At 35.7% G+C, this 15,649-nt stretch carries 19 protein-coding genes and 1 pseudogene; 13 read left to right on the top strand and 7 right to left on the bottom strand.

Annotated features, from left to right (window positions below; translation table 11 throughout):
* Positions 1–9: 9 nt before the first annotated feature.
* The 6 genes from MKY90_RS23955 to MKY90_RS23930 all read left to right on the top strand — a co-directional run bounded on the left by MKY90_RS23955 (position 10) and on the right by MKY90_RS23930 (position 5,014).
* Positions 10–1,128, top strand: a complete 1,119-nt coding sequence (locus tag MKY90_RS23955) for a nicotinate phosphoribosyltransferase (protein WP_002015597.1) — start codon at positions 10–12, stop codon at positions 1,126–1,128.
* Positions 1,129–1,379: 251 nt separating this feature from the next.
* On the top strand, positions 1,380–2,690 hold the full coding sequence (gene murC, locus MKY90_RS23950; RefSeq protein ID WP_063218510.1) for a UDP-N-acetylmuramate--L-alanine ligase: 1,311 nt from the start codon (positions 1,380–1,382) through the stop codon (positions 2,688–2,690).
* Positions 2,691–2,868: 178 nt separating this feature from the next.
* Entirely contained in the window at positions 2,869–3,417 is a 549-nt protein-coding gene (locus MKY90_RS23945) for a GNAT family N-acetyltransferase (RefSeq protein ID WP_063218509.1), read from the top strand.
* Positions 3,414–3,905 (top strand): GNAT family N-acetyltransferase, encoded by a 492-nt coding sequence (locus tag MKY90_RS23940; RefSeq protein WP_063218508.1) that lies wholly within the window; start codon positions 3,414–3,416, stop codon positions 3,903–3,905. The genes MKY90_RS23945 and MKY90_RS23940 overlap by 4 nt, the downstream gene beginning before the upstream one ends.
* Positions 3,906–3,981: 76 nt before the next feature.
* Positions 3,982–4,386, top strand: coding sequence for a PH domain-containing protein (locus MKY90_RS23935; RefSeq protein ID WP_063218507.1), 405 nt, complete (start codon positions 3,982–3,984; stop codon positions 4,384–4,386).
* 193 nt (positions 4,387–4,579) lie between these two features.
* On the top strand, positions 4,580–5,014 hold the full coding sequence (locus tag MKY90_RS23930; protein ID WP_098168548.1) for a hypothetical protein: 435 nt from the start codon (positions 4,580–4,582) through the stop codon (positions 5,012–5,014).
* Between the two features lie 36 nt (positions 5,015–5,050).
* Here MKY90_RS23930 and MKY90_RS23925 read toward each other — a convergent pair whose 3' ends face one another.
* Positions 5,051–6,166, bottom strand: a complete 1,116-nt coding sequence (locus MKY90_RS23925; protein WP_002167560.1) for an aminopeptidase — start codon at positions 6,164–6,166, stop codon at positions 5,051–5,053.
* Between the two features lie 187 nt (positions 6,167–6,353).
* Between MKY90_RS23925 and MKY90_RS23920 the strand changes: the two genes are divergently transcribed.
* The 5 genes and pseudogenes from MKY90_RS23920 (at position 6,354) to ccpA (ending at position 10,249) form a co-directional block, all read left to right on the top strand.
* Positions 6,354–6,863 (top strand): DUF948 domain-containing protein, encoded by a 510-nt coding sequence (locus MKY90_RS23920; RefSeq protein ID WP_012261840.1) that lies wholly within the window; start codon positions 6,354–6,356, stop codon positions 6,861–6,863.
* A 2-nt stretch (positions 6,864–6,865) separates the two neighbouring features.
* Positions 6,866–7,192 carry a bacillithiol system redox-active protein YtxJ gene (gene ytxJ, locus MKY90_RS23915; RefSeq protein ID WP_002067603.1) on the top strand — a complete coding sequence of 109 codons (327 nt, stop codon included), beginning with the start codon at positions 6,866–6,868 and terminating at the stop codon, positions 7,190–7,192.
* Positions 7,193–7,305: 113 nt separating this feature from the next.
* Entirely contained in the window at positions 7,306–8,322 is a 1,017-nt protein-coding gene (locus MKY90_RS23910; protein ID WP_063218505.1) for a CamS family sex pheromone protein, read from the top strand.
* Positions 8,323–8,494: 172 nt separating this feature from the next.
* Positions 8,495–8,974, top strand: a pseudogene (locus MKY90_RS23905) (bifunctional 3-deoxy-7-phosphoheptulonate synthase/chorismate mutase); the annotation flags it as partial.
* Between the two features lie 276 nt (positions 8,975–9,250).
* On the top strand, positions 9,251–10,249 hold the full coding sequence (gene ccpA / locus MKY90_RS23900) for a catabolite control protein A (RefSeq protein ID WP_002034370.1): 999 nt from the start codon (positions 9,251–9,253) through the stop codon (positions 10,247–10,249).
* A gap of 34 nt (positions 10,250–10,283) precedes the next feature.
* On the opposite strand, the gene MKY90_RS23895 is transcribed toward ccpA, so the two are convergent.
* The 3 genes from MKY90_RS23895 to dhp61 all read right to left on the bottom strand — a co-directional run bounded on the left by MKY90_RS23895 (position 10,284) and on the right by dhp61 (position 11,275).
* Positions 10,284–10,646: a DUF4288 domain-containing protein gene (locus MKY90_RS23895; protein ID WP_002138663.1), complete on the bottom strand. Its 363-nt coding sequence runs from the start codon at positions 10,644–10,646 to the stop codon at positions 10,284–10,286.
* Positions 10,647–10,661: 15 nt separating this feature from the next.
* Positions 10,662–10,898, bottom strand: a complete 237-nt coding sequence (locus tag MKY90_RS23890) for a DUF3949 domain-containing protein (protein WP_098168546.1) — start codon at positions 10,896–10,898, stop codon at positions 10,662–10,664.
* 80 nt (positions 10,899–10,978) lie between these two features.
* Positions 10,979–11,275: a protein Dhp61 gene (dhp61, locus tag MKY90_RS23885; protein ID WP_098168545.1), complete on the bottom strand. Its 297-nt coding sequence runs from the start codon at positions 11,273–11,275 to the stop codon at positions 10,979–10,981.
* Between the two features lie 152 nt (positions 11,276–11,427).
* On the opposite strand from dhp61, the gene MKY90_RS23880 reads away from it, so the two are divergent.
* Positions 11,428–11,700, top strand: coding sequence for a DUF3917 domain-containing protein (locus MKY90_RS23880; RefSeq protein ID WP_000636592.1), 273 nt, complete (start codon positions 11,428–11,430; stop codon positions 11,698–11,700).
* A gap of 49 nt (positions 11,701–11,749) precedes the next feature.
* Here MKY90_RS23880 and mscL read toward each other — a convergent pair whose 3' ends face one another.
* The 3 genes from mscL to MKY90_RS23865 form a co-directional block, all read right to left on the bottom strand.
* On the bottom strand, positions 11,750–12,151 hold the full coding sequence (gene mscL / locus MKY90_RS23875) for a large-conductance mechanosensitive channel protein MscL (RefSeq protein WP_002015591.1): 402 nt from the start codon (positions 12,149–12,151) through the stop codon (positions 11,750–11,752).
* A 128-nt stretch (positions 12,152–12,279) separates the two neighbouring features.
* Complete coding sequence (locus MKY90_RS23870; RefSeq protein ID WP_002129436.1) at positions 12,280–13,206, bottom strand: Gfo/Idh/MocA family protein; 927 nt, start codon at positions 13,204–13,206, stop codon at positions 12,280–12,282.
* Between the two features lie 136 nt (positions 13,207–13,342).
* Positions 13,343–14,023, bottom strand: a complete 681-nt coding sequence (locus tag MKY90_RS23865; protein WP_215599280.1) for an ankyrin repeat domain-containing protein — start codon at positions 14,021–14,023, stop codon at positions 13,343–13,345.
* A gap of 171 nt (positions 14,024–14,194) precedes the next feature.
* Between MKY90_RS23865 and MKY90_RS23860 the strand changes: the two genes are divergently transcribed.
* Complete coding sequence (locus tag MKY90_RS23860) at positions 14,195–15,649, top strand: sensor histidine kinase (protein WP_016120905.1); 1,455 nt, start codon at positions 14,195–14,197, stop codon at positions 15,647–15,649.

The raw sequence follows: 15,649 nt of genomic DNA, 5'->3' as shown, positions 1-15,649 counted from the left end.
TAAAGCGACATGAAAGAAATTGAATTAAAATTAAAAGGTGAAATAAATCGACTAACAAATAAAACATTTAAATTTGATGAACGTGTTGGAGAAGGCTGGTTCTCTGCCGTTTACTTTTTAAAAACTAGAGAAATCATTGAAGAATTTCGCCCGAAAAGCGTTGTAACAATGCAGTTTTTTCAAAAAGAACATGCAGTTCTTTGCGGAGCAGATGAGGTAATCGCATTGCTACAAACATTTGCCAAAAATCCTGAGGAATTAGAAATTCATTCTTTAAAGGATGGCGATAATATTAGTCCGTTTGAAACAGTTTTAACAATTCATGGTCCTTATGAATACTTCGGCTTTTTAGAAGGTGTAATTGATGGGATTTTAGCTCGTCGTACATCAGTTGCGACAAACGTATATAACGTTGTCCAAGCTGCACGTAGTGTAGATAAAGAAAAACCGGTTATTTTCATGGGAGATCGTGACGATCATTATACGCAACAAGCTGGTGACGGCTATGCGGCATACATCGGAGGTATGAGCGCGCAAGCGACGCATGCAATGAATGAATGGTGGGGCAGAAGTGGTATGGGGACGATGCCTCACGCTTTAATTCAAATGTTTAATGGTGATGTTGTTGAAGCTGCAAAGGCATATCATAAAAAATTCCCAGAAGATGAATTAGTCGTACTAATTGATTATAACAATGATGTCATCACAGATGCACTTCGCGTAGCGCGTGAATTTGGATCAACATTAAAAGGTGTACGTGTCGATACGTCTCGCACAATGATTGATCAATACTTCATTCGTCACCCAGAAGTACTTGGAACATTCGATCCACGTGGTGTAAATCCATCACTTGTATTTGCACTTCGTAAGGCTCTTGATGAGGAAGGGTTCCAACATGTAGATATCGTTGTAACTGGTGGGTTTGATGAGAAGCGTATTCGTGAATTTGAAGCTCAAAATGTTCCTGTCGATATATACGGAGTAGGAAGTAGCTTATTAAAAATGAATATTGGTTTTACTGGTGATAACGTAGAATTAAATGGAAAACCAGAAGCAAAAGCTGGTCGTAAATACCGTCCAAATTCACGTCTAGAGCGTGTTCAATTAGAAACAAAAGAAGATATGTAAAAGCGAGAAAAACTGATAGGTGATTGACCCTATCAGTTTTTCTGTTATCATAGTATAGCGGCTTGTTTTTTGCTATAATAAATGTGTTATGGACATAAAAGAAGTACGTACGAGTTTATCACTGATAAGTGAATATAAAAAGAAATTCACTGCATCAGAAATGTATGATGATTACCAAAATAAGAAAAGATTCATATACTGTCTTATAGATAGGCCGTTGTATTAGTTCGAAATGTTGGAGGTTCTTTAAGATGACAGTTTACCATTTTGTAGGAATTAAAGGAACAGGAATGAGTTCATTAGCACAAATTCTTCATGACATGAAGCATACTGTTCAAGGGTCTGATTATGAAAAGCGTTTCTTTACACAAACAGCATTGGAAAAGCGTGGTATTTCCATCCTTCCTTTTGATAAGAATAATATTAAAGAAGGACAAGTGATTATCGCAGGAAATGCATTTCCTGATACGCATGAAGAAATCGTAGTAGCAAAAGAATTAAATATCCCAGTACATCGTTACCATCACTTCTTAGGTGATCTTATGAATCAGTACACAAGTGTTGCTGTAACTGGTGCACATGGAAAAACATCAACAACTGGTTTGTTAGCCCATGTAATGCAAGGTGCACACCCAACATCATACCTTATTGGAGATGGAACGGGGCATGGGGTAGAAAATAGTAAGTATTTTGTATTTGAAGCTTGTGAGTATCGTCGTCATTTCTTGTCTTACTATCCAGACTATGCAATCATGACAAATATCGATTTCGATCACCCAGATTACTTTGCAGACATCAATGATGTATTTAATGCATTCCAAGAGATGGCATTGCAAGTGAAAAAAGGTATTATTGCATGTGGTGATGATGAAGAACTTCAAAAAGTTCAAGCGAAAGTACCTGTTATTTTCTATGGATTTGGAGAAGATAATGATTTCCAAGCACGTAACATTCAAAAGAGAACTGATGGTACTATATTCGATGTATTCGTTCGTAATACGTATTATGACACGTTCAAAATTACAGGATACGGCGATCACAGCGTATTAAATGCATTAGCAGTAATCGCGCTTTGCCATTATGAAAACGTTGATGTAGAAGCAGTTAAGCATCAGCTAACAACTTTTGAAGGCGTAAAACGTCGCTTTAATGAAAAGCCAATGGGAGAACAAGTTATCATTGATGACTATGCACACCATCCGACAGAAATTAATGCAACGATTGAAGCAGCTCGTCAAAAACATCCAGAGCGTGAAGTTGTCGCTGTATTCCAACCACATACATTCTCACGTACAGAGAAATTTTTAGATGAGTTCGCGGAAAGCTTAAGTAAAGCTGACCAAGTATACTTATGTGATATTTTCGGATCAGCACGTGAAAACAAAGGTGAATTAACAATTGAAGATCTGCAAAAACGTATCGATGGCGCAGAACTAATTACAGATACAACAACGGATGTGTTAAAGAAACATAAAAACGGCGTTCTTATTTTCATGGGCGCAGGTGACATCCAAAAATTCGAAGCAGCTTACGTAAAAGAAGTTCAAGTTGCAGAGAAGTAATAGAAAAGACGCATAGCTTGGCTGTGCGTCTTTTTTGTGCTGTCGTGGGTGTACAGCGTTGTCGAAACGTTGATATATTGGGAGTTGTGTTCGATATATTTCAAAAATTGTTGATATATTATGGTGCATTTCTTTAGTTTAAAATGTTAGAATAATAAGAAAAAAGGGGCTAAAAAACATGTTCACACTCCGAGTAGATGACGAAATCGAACTACAACTATTAGAAAAACATCATAAAGAGGAACTATATCAATTATTAGATCAAAACCGTACCCATTTAAGAAGATGGCTTCCATGGGTAGATGGGACGAAATCTGCTGATGCGTATAATGAGATTTTTCCGATGTGGTTAAAGAAATTTGCAGAGGGAGACGGTTTTGAAAGTGGCATACGTTATAAAGGAAAGCTCGTTGGGATGGTAGGCATTCATCCGGTAAGTTGGGGGAAGAAAGCGGCAAGTCTCGGATATTACCTTGCAGAAGATGCTGGTGGGACAGGTATTATGACGCGTAGCGTGAAAGCTGTACTTCACTATGCATTTGAGAATTTAAAATTAAATAAAATAGAAATTAGATGCGGTGTTGAAAACGTGAAAAGCCGAGCTATTCCAGAGCGTTTAGGTTTTAAGTTAGATGGTATTTTAAGAGATGAAGAATGGTTATATGATCATTTTCACGATATCGCTGTATATAGTTTACTAGCTTCAGAGTGGAAGGAGATCCGATGAACGAGAAGATACGCATTATTCCGTATGAAAGTACGTTTCAAGATGAAGTAGTAGATCTTATCGTTCATATTCAGCAAAAAGAGTACAATGTCCCCATTACAAAAGAAGAGCAGCCAGACCTGCTTGAAATAGAAACATTTTATCAAAGGAATCATGGAAACTTTTGGGTAGCAACTTATGATGGGAAAGTAGTTGGAACGGTGGCTTTATTAGATATTGAGAATCAGCAAGTAGCGCTAAGGAAAATGTTCGTAAAAAAAGAATTTCGCGGAAAAGAATGGGGAGCATCACATATGCTGCTTCAAAAAGCAATTTCATGGGCTGAGAATAAAAAGCTGAGAGATATTTACTTAGGAACGACAGTGAAATTTTTAGCGGCCCATCGCTTTTATGAGAAGAATGGTTTCAAAAGTGTGAGTATAGAAGAGTTGCCAAAAAACTTTCCAGTATTAGAGGTAGATAAGAAATTTTATAGGTATATTGTTTAGAAGGTCATTCAGAAATGGCCTTTTTTTATGAACTAAAATGGAAAAAGTGGTATAATTTAGGTTAGGGGGTGCGTGTATGAACTTTCCGATTCAAAGAAGTAAGTCGGTAGTAATTTTCGTCTGTCTCACGTTAGTTTTTATGTTCGTATATCCACTTGTCATGATTGTCACAAATAAAGAGCAGTGGATGTCAGCGTTAATTGGAATGGGTTTATGCTTTCTTGTAAATGTACCACTCGTTTGGGAAGTATTTATTAAAAAGCATAAAGTAGAAAATGGTGTATTAAAGTATGGCATTTTAAATGACGATATCGTATTGAAAGAGATAAGAATCATTCGTCAAGTTGGGAAATATCTTGAAATTACAACAAATGCGTATAAAGTACATATGGTTGCGATACCGCAACAAATGGAGCGGTTTTTATCGCTTGTAGAAAAAGAGAATCCACAGGTGAAAATAGAAATGGTAGGTAAAAAATGAAATATGTAAACCTTTGTTTTGTTTAGAAATATTGCTTGTGCTTGCTATTTGCACTAGAGTATATATGAAATGGGATCTGCCCTTATATGAACCAATATTAATAGGTACTATCGCAGTGGCGCTTTTATATTATTTTCATTTTCAGCAAACAAAAAACGAAAAAAGTAGCTCTATGTAGTTAGGAGGATTAGAAATGAAAAAAGCCCTTATGTCATTTTTACTTCTGCTAACTGCATCCGTTCTTTTAATAGGGTGTAGTGCGAAGAAGGAAAAGGCTGATGTGAACTTTGAAAAGGCACAAAAGGTTGCGATTGAATCACTTACAGATTCAAGTGATAAAAAAGTAATTACAGATAAGAAAGAAATTGAAAAGCTGTTTGAAGTCATGAAAATGGATAAGTGGGAAATGCAATCGGCTCCTTTAGATACTCCGCAAGGGAAAACATTTAAAATGTATCAAGAAGATACATCAAAATTATTAGAGTCGAGTAAAGATAAAAAAGAGTTACATGAAATTGGTACAATGACAGTATATAAAGATGTCCCGTATGTTGAAGTTGAAATGAAAAATAAGAAGATGAGTTTTAAAGTGCCAGAAGATGTGGCGAAAGACTTATTAAAGTATTAAAAAAACGCTCGGAGAAAATTCCGAGCGTTTTTATTATTATTTTAAGTTCTCTGGGTTTAAAGCTTCTAGTTCAGTTACAACGAAGCGTCCGTCTTTACGGATTAATACGTCGTCGAAGTAAATTTCACCGCCGCCGTATTCAGGGCGCTGAATGCATACTAAATCCCAGTGAATGTTAGAGTTGTTGCCGTTCCATGCATCATCATAAGCTTGTCCAGGTGTGAAGTGGAAGCTGCCATCGATTTTTTCATCGAATAGGATGTCTCCCATTGGATGTAAGATGTATGGGTTTACGCCGATTGCGAACTCACCAACGAAACGCGCGCCTTCGTCTGTATCGAAGATTTTGTTAATGCGCTCTGTATCATTTGCAGTTGCTTCAACGATTTGACCGTTCTCAAATTTAAGTTGTACATTTTCAAATGTATAACCGTTGTAAGGAGATGGTGTATTGTATGAAACTGTACCGTTAACAGAATCGCGAACTGGTGCAGAATATACTTCGCCATCTGGAATGTTTAAATGACCCGAGCATTTAATAGCTGGAATGTCTTTAATAGAGAATGTTAAATCAGTTCCAGGGCCAGTTAAGCGAACCTTATCTGTTTTATTCATTAATGTAACAAGGCTATCCATCGCCTTATCCATTTTACCGTAGTCTAAGTTACAAACTTCGAAGTAGAAGTCTTCGAAAGCTTCTGTGCTCATTTTAGCAAGCTGCGCCATAGAAGCATTTGGGTAGCGAAGAACAACCCAGCGTGTTTTCGGAACACGGATGTCTCTATGAACTTTTTTGCCAACTGTTTGGCCGTGAACTTTCATACGTTCACTTGGAACGTCAGCTTGTTCGTTAATGTTATCGCCAGAGCGAAGGCCAATGTAAGCATCCATATCTTTCATTACACTAGCTTCATATGCAGCGATTTGTTCGAAATGTTCTTCAGTAGCACCCATTAATAAAGAGCGATCTACTTGATGATCTTTTAAAGAAACGAATGGGAAACCACCAGCTGCATATGCTTCTTTTACAAGTGCAGTTACAAGTTCTTTTTGTAAGCCAAAGTTTTCAATTAATACTTTTTCGCCTTTTTGTAAACGAATAGAGTAGTTAATTAAATTGTATGCTAACTTTTCAATGCGTGGATCTTTCATATGTAAAGCCTCCCTACTAATTATGTATCCTCTCCTATTGTAACCTACTTAGTGGAATTTGTTGAATCATTTATGTTAAAGTTAACGAATAAGTATGAAAATTCTAATGAAAAGATAGGGATTAGAATGAAACGGAAAATGATTGTATAATGGGAGAAAGTATGAAAAAGATAAAGGAAGTGATGAAATGCAAGTTCTTCTATATGTAAGTGCGGCTATTATCGCGGTTGCTTTCGCAGTATTAGTAGTGTATGTATGCAGAACGTTGTTATCGGTTCAGAAGACGTTAGAAAACGTTGCGAGCACGTTAGAAGGTTTAGAAAAGCAAATGCAAGGAATAAGCGTAGAGACGGAGCAATTATTACATAAGACAAATGCGTTAGCTGATGATATTCAACAGAAGTCACAGTCGCTAAATAAAGTAGTAGAAGGTGTGGATGGAATCGGAACGACGATTCACTCTTTAAATACGAAGCTTCGCAACGTTTCAGAGTCTGTTACGGACGAAATTGAAAATAATGCAGATAAAGTAGCACAAGTTGTACAGTGGAGCAGCGCAGCAATTGAAGTATATAATCATTACCGTACTACGAGACAAGAGAAAAAGATTGAAAAAGAAGAGCGTAAACTTGAGAAAGCTGAGCAGAAGGCCGAAAAGAGAGAGAAGCGCTCTAGACTTCGCATGAGAGGTGAGTAATGATGAGTATGATGAAGATTGAAACGATTGAAGAACTTGAAGCGTTAGTAGAAAAGAACGAGCCTTACGTTCTTTTTAAGCATAGTACGACATGCCCAATTAGTCACGGTGCATATACAGAGTTTCAAGCGTATTGCGGTGAAGAAAGAGAAGTGCCAGCATATTACTTGTACGTACAAGAGGCGAGAGATGTTTCGAACCATGTTGCAGAGCAGTACAGCATTAAGCATGAATCTCCGCAAGTGTTATACATAAAAGATGGAATGGTAGTATGGCATACATCGCACTGGAATATTAAAAAAGAAGCTTTAGAAGAGAATGTAAAATAGGGAGAGGCAAGCGAAGGGCTTGCTTCTTTTTTATTTTGTTGCAATATATTTAGTGGTACACTAGAGATACTTTAAAACTAAGTAAATTGACTTTTGAAAGTGGGTTTTAAGCAATGAAGAAAATGGCATTATGCATCGCAAGCTTAAGTTTATTACTGGGGGCTTGCAGCAATAATACTATTGAGAAGAAGGATGAAGTTGTACAGAAAGATACGAAAGAAAAAAGTATGATTCCAAGAACTGCTGTTTCTAAGGATTACTATAGAACTGTTATTCCTTTAAAAGAACAAAAGGTAATTAATACAGTTAATGTTAAAACTAATTCTAAACTAGATTTAGCAGAATATGAAAATGGTTTAATGGATATTGCTTCAAAACAATTCGATACAGAAAATTACGTATTACAATTAAATCAATATATTCCAGAGAAAACAATTGATGAATTAGTTACGAAACAAGAAGTACCAGTTTTGACTAATATTATAGAACAGGACTACTTCGGCAAACAAAATTCAAATGAACTAAGCTTATCTGGTGTTGTTATTGGTTTATCTATGTCTTCAAGTGTATCTAATGAGGAAGCTATTTCTAAAGGTACTGAAGTCGCTAAGGGGCTTATAGAAGCTATTAATAAAAATGATAAATATAACAAATCTCCAATTACGTTTGCTATATTTAAGCAAGAAAGTACAAGTTCTTTAAAGAATGGTACTTATATTTCAAGCGCTACTGTTCAAAAGAACGAGACTAATCTTGGAAATTGGGATACTATTGATGAAAAGTCGTATTCGTATCCTTCTCAAGAATTTGAGGGGGCACATGGAGAAGATAAGAAAAAGTTAGATGATTTTTCGGAAGCAATAAAGAAATTCTCTCCAGGAGATTATATCCCTGTTAATGCTAAGATTTCTTATAAGCAAAATAAGATGGATAAATTAAAGATGGATATTGTCGTTAAATATAACGGTAAGTCAGAATTGATGGCACTCTCTCAAACGGCTGCTCAAAGTATGTTAGAACAATTTCCTAAAGATGCTAAAGTTCAATTACAAATAAAGTCCGAGAATAAAATCGAGGCTGTTATTATAAAAGAGAAGAACAGCGATAAACCGTTTGTTTCTTTCCTATAATAAAAAAAGACAGTTTTTAAGCTGAGGCTACTGAAAAAATGAATACTTCGAGAAAAACATTTCGAATTTCCTAAAGATGTTGAAAGAAGAAAGGAGGTCATTACCTGTACATAGTAGGGAATGACCTCTTTTTTCTTATGAAATAGACTCTTTCAGTGCCTTCTTTAAAGTGTCAGATTATGTTGATGTTATTCAAATTGGCGCTCGCAATATACAAAACTTTGAACTGTTAAGGGCAGCTGGTGCTGTAAATAAACCAATATTATTAAGGCGTGGTTTATCAGCAACAATTGAAGAATTTATTAATGCAGCAGAATATAGTATGGCAGAGGGGAATGGTAATATCATTTTATGTGAGCGTGGTATTCGCACATATGAAACAGCAACGCGTAATACGCTTGATATTTCCGCTGTGCCAATTTAAAAGAAAGAAACACATTTACCTGTTGTTGTCGATGTAACGCATTCTACAGGGCGACGTGGCCTTCTATTACCGTTTGCAAAAGCGGCTATGGCAATTGGGGCTTTTGCTATTATGGCTGAAGTACATCCAGACCCAGTAGTTGCATTATCAGATGAAGCGTAGCAAATGGACATTCCAGAATTCAATGAGTTTATGAAAGAATTAAAAGCATTCGGAAGTAAATTATAAAAAGATTTCTTAGTCTATGTAGCCCTTGTTACATAGCTTTTTTACAAAAATTGACCTTTTTTGCATAAAAAATACGAAAATACGAGAAAAGAAGCGAATTTTTTCGAAACTTTTGCGGGAAAATATTGTATGACCCTGTGTTTTTAGCGTATCATTAGTAAAAGGAAGAACTCGGGACGATTGTTGGCATCTGCAAATAGAGTTGATGTCTTTTTTTCATTCAAGTGAACCGATACATAAAAATAGATAACATAAATAGAAGGAGTGTGCGAAGAGATGAACGTAACAATCTATGATGTAGCGCGTGAAGCAAATGTTTCAATGGCTACCGTATCACGCGTTGTGAATGGTAACCCAAATGTAAAGCCTACAACAAGAAAGAAAGTATTAGAAGCAATTGATCGTTTAGGATACCGCCCGAATGCGGTAGCACGTGGACTAGCAAGTAAGAAGACAACTACAGTGGGTGTTATTATTCCGGATATCTCAAATACGTTTTATGCAGAACTTGCTCGTGGAATTGAAGATATCGCAACAATGTACAAATATAACATCATTTTAAGTAACTCTGACCAGAACAAAGAGAAAGAGTTCCACTTATTAAATACGATGCTTGGGAAACAAGTGGACGGGATTGTTTTCATGGGTGAAGATATTACAGATATTCACGTTGAAGAGTTCAAAAAATCTCCAGTACCAATTGTATTAGCAGCGTCATTTGATGAACAAAATGAAACGTCATCAGTAAATATTGATTATACACAAGCAGCTTACGATGCAATGAAGCATTTTATTGAGCAAGGACATAAACGTATCGGTTTCGTCTCTGGTCCTTTCATTAATAAAGCAGGAAGCGCGAAGAAGTTACAAGGTTATAAAAAAGCTTTAGAAGAAGCAGGTATTTCATATGATGAAAATCTTATAATTGATGGAGATTACACATATGATTCAGGTATAGAAGCGTTTGAAAGACTTTGGGGCATGGATGAAAAACCAACAGCAATCTTCGTATCTTCTGATGAAATGGCACTAGGTGTAATCCACGCAGCACAAGACGCGGGATTAAACGTACCAACGGATATCGAAGTGCTTGGTTTTGACAACACACGTCTTGCATTAATGGTTCGTCCGCAACTTTCGACAGTTGTACAACCAATGTATGATATCGGTGCAGTAGCAATGCGTCTACTAACGAAATATATGAACAAAGAAAAAGTAGAAGATCACTCAGTTATCTTACCTCACCGTATCCAATTTAGAGATTCAACGAAGTAAGAATAAGAGAGCTCACAGCGATAGCTGTGAGCTTTTATTCATATTCAGGATAATGGTGTTTAACTACTGTATCTACACTTTCAGTTTTCTTAACATGTAAAAAGCGTGCATATAATTCTTTTCCTGTCTCAAATGGTGTGTCATCTAATTCGAAAACATGCAACACTTTTCTAAACGTCCATGTTACTTGCTCACCGTACATATTATCGTACGTATCTTCAGACTGTAGAGCTATCTTTTCACCTAGCTCATGAGCTTCCTCTAAACTGTTCGCCTTAACGAGAATGATACTTTCTTCAAAAAGTGTATCGTGATTCTCTTCATAATGTTCATCAATTTTACTAGGATTAGGCTCACCTGAATGGACAGATTCAAATAATAATTTTACAGCATACACATGAGATCAGTCTCCTTATGCTGAATGTTTTACTTTATAAACAATACTCGCGATAAGTGAAGCCGTTATTGTAAATACGTTACTTTGATAATGATAATGTATTTGAGATTCTTCATAAGACATTTTGTCGTAAAGTTCATTTTGAGACACGTTCATTTTTTTCTGTTTTTCCTTGAGCATCTTAATATAGTTGTACTGTATTGGGACGAGAATGATGAAATAGGCTAATACGATTAGTGAAATCCAAATCATTATGAACACTCCCTTACAAAGAATATTTCTATATAACAATTATATCAATAAAAAGAAAAAATAACCATTTATTATTAGGACTAATTTTCTTCTAAAAATGCGAACAGTTCCTCTTGGTTTCTTAAATTGCGATCAATACATATTTGAGCAATACATTTTAATCCTTGTAATAATGTGTCTATGTACAAAGTATCGTACTGAATTATATTTCCCTCTACCATTGTTTCATCTTTTTCCAAGTTAATTGATATTTTTAGTACAGCTGTATTGCTTTGCAAATTTACAACGTCGATGCAAAAAAACTGTTTTTCTAAGTCAATCGTAACATAATCGAATCTTTCGGATAGCTCCAAATTGCATGTGGTAGTGTATTCCAAATGAAAGCCTCCTTATTGTGTAAGTGTATGTTGTAATGCTTTCGCTACAGTGGGGGAGATTCCTTGTTATATGTCACACAAGTGCAAATTTAACTATTATAGGGCAATGTCATGTATAATAGAAAGAAAAGGCTTGTGAGGGGGGAGAAGAGATGATCGTTCTTTGGATAATTACGCTTTGCATGACCGCTATTTTTGCATATATGACGTTAAAACAAAATGGCTTAAAGCGATTTGTTCCAGGAAGTATTCTTGCAGGAATCGCCCTTATCACGTATGTAATTTCTATTTTTATTGAAAGTGTATCAGTAGACATGAGCACAAGTTTAATGTTCATGGGTATTACACTATTTGCAGGTAGTATTATGGTACTTATGGTTGCTGGTATTATTTTATTTATTCATATGAATTCAGAAACGTTATAGCATATAGAAAAGGCATGTCCCGAGGGGGCATGCCTTTTTATCCGTTCAATTATGCTCTATCTTTAGAAGAGTTTTGTTGTTTTAGTAAGTCGCGAATTTCGCCAAGAATTTCTTCTTCTTTTGTTGGTTCTGGAAGTTCTTCTTTCTTTTCTTCTTCTTCTCTTTTAGATGTTAGTTTGTTGAAAACTTTAACGAACATAAAGATAGCAGCTGCAATAATTAAGAAATCAAAAATAGTTTGGATGAAGTTACCATACATAATAGATGATTTACCGAATGTAAGTTTTAAATCTGTAAAGTTAACGCCGCCCAGTACCATACCAAGTAATGGTGTGATGATATCTTTAACTAAAGAACTAACGATTTTACCGAATGCAGCACCGATTACAACCCCGACAGCTAAATCGATTACATTCCCTTTGAATGCGAATTTTTTAAACTCGTTCCACATGTGTTAATCCCATCCTTTCCACGATTCAATATGAAATTTATAATTCCTATCAACATATTCTATAGAAATTTGTGATAGAAATAAAGAGGAAATGGGAATGAAAGTAAATTCTGAAAAATGTATCCGTTTTAATTTTTGCTTACAGCTTGCAGTAGAGATTGGAGCATTTGTTGAGATTTTAATCCTTCTAATCCATCTACAATAGGCTGTGTATCACCTTGTACACATTGGATAAAATGATGAACAGCATCTTCAAATCCGCGCTGCTTTAACGTTGTCTCCCATGATGGTGAACCACTTTGTGAAACGGAGTTTTCTTGCTCAATTTCAAATGTGTTCATATTTTTTACGCGAATGATTTTACCTGCCGTTACAAGTTCAATTTGTTCTAAATTTGTACCTGCATGGCGGTGCATCGCCGTAGAAAGTAAAAGTCCATTTGCAGTTGTATATGTATGATGTCCGTAAAGAAGTTCGTTCTTTTCATTGATTTGCATCATATTATGAACGATGTTAAGGTCATCGTTAGCTAACCAGCGAGCAGTATCTACAATATGTAAGTAATCATCTAACATAGTAAAGTCATACGTATATGGCCCCACCTTATTTGTGCGGTGCTTTTCAATTCGAATCCATGAAGTATCATTAGCTTGCTCTTTGGCAGTAACGTACATAGGAACGAAACGGCGATTAAATCCCACCATTAACTTTCGATTATACTTTTCACTCATTTCAACTAGCTTCTCTGCTTGCTCAGTAGTAGCAGCTAGCGGCTTATCAACATAAACATCGATTCCTTTTTTCAGAAGTTCAGAAACGATTTCATAATGTGTAGCAGTTGAACTATGAACGAAAGCCGCATCACATTCTGAAGCGAGTGCCTGAAGGTTAGCGAAATCTTGAATACGATATTGCTCGCAAATTTGTTTTCTTTTATTAACATTAGGTGTAAACGCTCCCACAAAAGTCCAATCAGTTTCCTTTGTCAGTGTTGGAAGGTAAGCCTTTTGTGCAATACTACCTAATCCAATCATTCCAATACGAGGTTTGCTCATGTTTTTTTCCCACCCTATTATAAATATATAAGTTGTCTAGCTGTATAGCTATGTGACGAAATAACTGTAGCATAGACTGGGGAGAATGGCAAAAAATAGATTTGAAAATGATACGTTTTTTATAGGAAATGAGCTTTTATTTATTTGTCGCTAATAAAATCTTCTCTATCTCTTCAAAGTTATGAGTACGGGCGTGTTGCAATGGGGTAATACCATCATTGTCGGGAATATTTATATCAGCACCATGTTCAATAAGAAGTTGAATGACTTGTTGCTGTGTTTCATCTCCGTTGCTTAGTACGATGGCCTCCATTAAAGCTGTCCATCCGAGGTTATTTACATGGTTTACATCGATATTTGTTCGAGTAAGGAGTTCTTTTATAACATCAATATAGCCATGTTCTGACGCGGGAATAAGAGCTGTTCCGCCGTAACGATTCGTAAGCGTTGGATCCGCACCAGCATCAATCGTTAGTTTTAAAATGTCCAAGTAACCTTCTGCACCGGCGTATAGAAATGGATTGTTTTTCATATCATCTTGGATATTTACGTCAGCACCAGCGTCGATAAGAGCTTTGGCGGTTTTTACATCATTTTTGTATGTAGCAATCATAAGAGAAGTACGTCCTTTATTGTCCGTTATATTTATGTCAGCCCCTTTTTTGAGTAATGATATAACAGTATTCGTTTCTTGTTTCTCAGTAGCTGTTAGTAGTGCTGTCTCCATGTTTGTCATCTCCTTTTTAACTTCTTGTTCTTGTGAGCATCCTTGTAAAAAAATTACGCAACATATCATGCTTAATGTTTTTTTGAACATGGAATTTCAACCTCCTTTTGCAAGCAATTCGGTATCCTAATTTAAACTGTAAAATAGGAACATTAAATTTTTATAAACTGGTGCTAAAATTACTATAAAATCGCTTGAGTATTTGAACATATATTTTTATGCTTATGAATAACAAGGTTTGTTAAAGTGAGGATGTAACATATGTCTATTAAAACAAGATTTTTATTTTCTTATATCGCTGTTATTCTCGTTTCCATCACGCTCATATTAGTCGCGGGATTTTTAATTGTTTTTTCCATAACAGGAGACTTGGAATCAGTGAAAAATTTCTATAAAAGTTCCTATATTCAAAAGCCGCTTACGCCAGAAGAAGAGAATACGTATATTGAATTGAAATTAGCGGCAAAGAAAAATCAATCACAACTATTAGATGAATCGTTCGTTTCATCACTTGAAAAAGAAGGTGTGAAAATAGTTGTAAGAAAGGGAGAAACCATTTCTTATGCTACAAAAATATTTGAAGGTGTATCTTTAAAAGAAGCCATTCCGAAATTTGAATCAGCAAATATTAATAGTCGTGGTACAACGGAACTAGGCGATACATTTTATCGATATGTAAAATTTGATTTTTATTTTCCCGGAGATGAAGAAGGGAGTATATTTGTACTAAAAAGGCAGAGTTCATTTGTCGATCTTACACAAAAATTATTTCCAATTTTGTTCGGAGCGCTTTTACTGTTAGCCATTTTACTCATAGGGTTATTAAGTTATTTCGTCTCAAGAAGTGTGATAAAACCAATTTTTGTATTGAAAGATGCGACTGGGAGAATTAAAGAAGGGGATTTAGATTTTCAAATTCCAGTTACATCCTATGATGAGATTGGGCGATTAAATCAAGGGTTTGAGGAAATGAGGAAGAGATTAAAAGAGTCGATAGAGATGCAAACACAGTATGAAGAAAATCGAAAAGAACTCATTTCAAACATATCTCATGATTTAAAAACACCGATTACATCTATTATTGGATATGTAGAAGGCATAAAAGATGGAGTCGCAAATACGCCAGAAAAAATGGATAAGTATTTAACGACCATTCATACGAAGGCAAAACATATGGATACACTCATTGATGAGCTCTTTTTGTTTTCAAAGCTTGATTTGAATCGAGTTCCCTTTCAGTTTGAAACGATAGAGTTAAACGTGTTTATGCAGGAATTATTAGAAGAGATGCAGATGGATTTAAGTGAGGAAGGTATAGAAGTTTACTTACAATTACAATCATCACCACTATATGTAACGGCTGATTGCGAAAAGATAAATAGAGTTATATCAAATTTGATTCATAATAGTGTGAAATACATGGATAAAGAAGAGAAGAAAATTACTGTAACAGTATTGAGTGATAACAATAAAGTTATTGTGAAAGTGATGGACAATGGGTCAGGTATAGAAGCTGATACGCTGCCGTATATATTTGAGCGGTTTTATCGTGCAGAGCAATCGCGAAATTCTAGCACAGGTGGAAGTGGACTTGGCTTAGCGATAGCGAAGCAAATTGTTGAAGAACATGGCGGGGAAATTTGGGCGGAAAGTAAGCTTGGGGAAGGTACAAGTATTTTCTTCTCATTGAAAAAAGTACAGGAATGTGGTGAGTAG

Origin of the sequence: Bacillus sp. FSL P2-0099, assembly GCF_038007445.1 — a bacterium.
Taxonomy (GTDB): domain Bacteria; phylum Bacillota; class Bacilli; order Bacillales; family Bacillaceae_G; genus Bacillus_A; species Bacillus_A mycoides.
The sequence above is the reverse complement of the archived record's forward strand: the minus strand, read 5'-3'. Positions and strand labels throughout refer to the sequence as shown.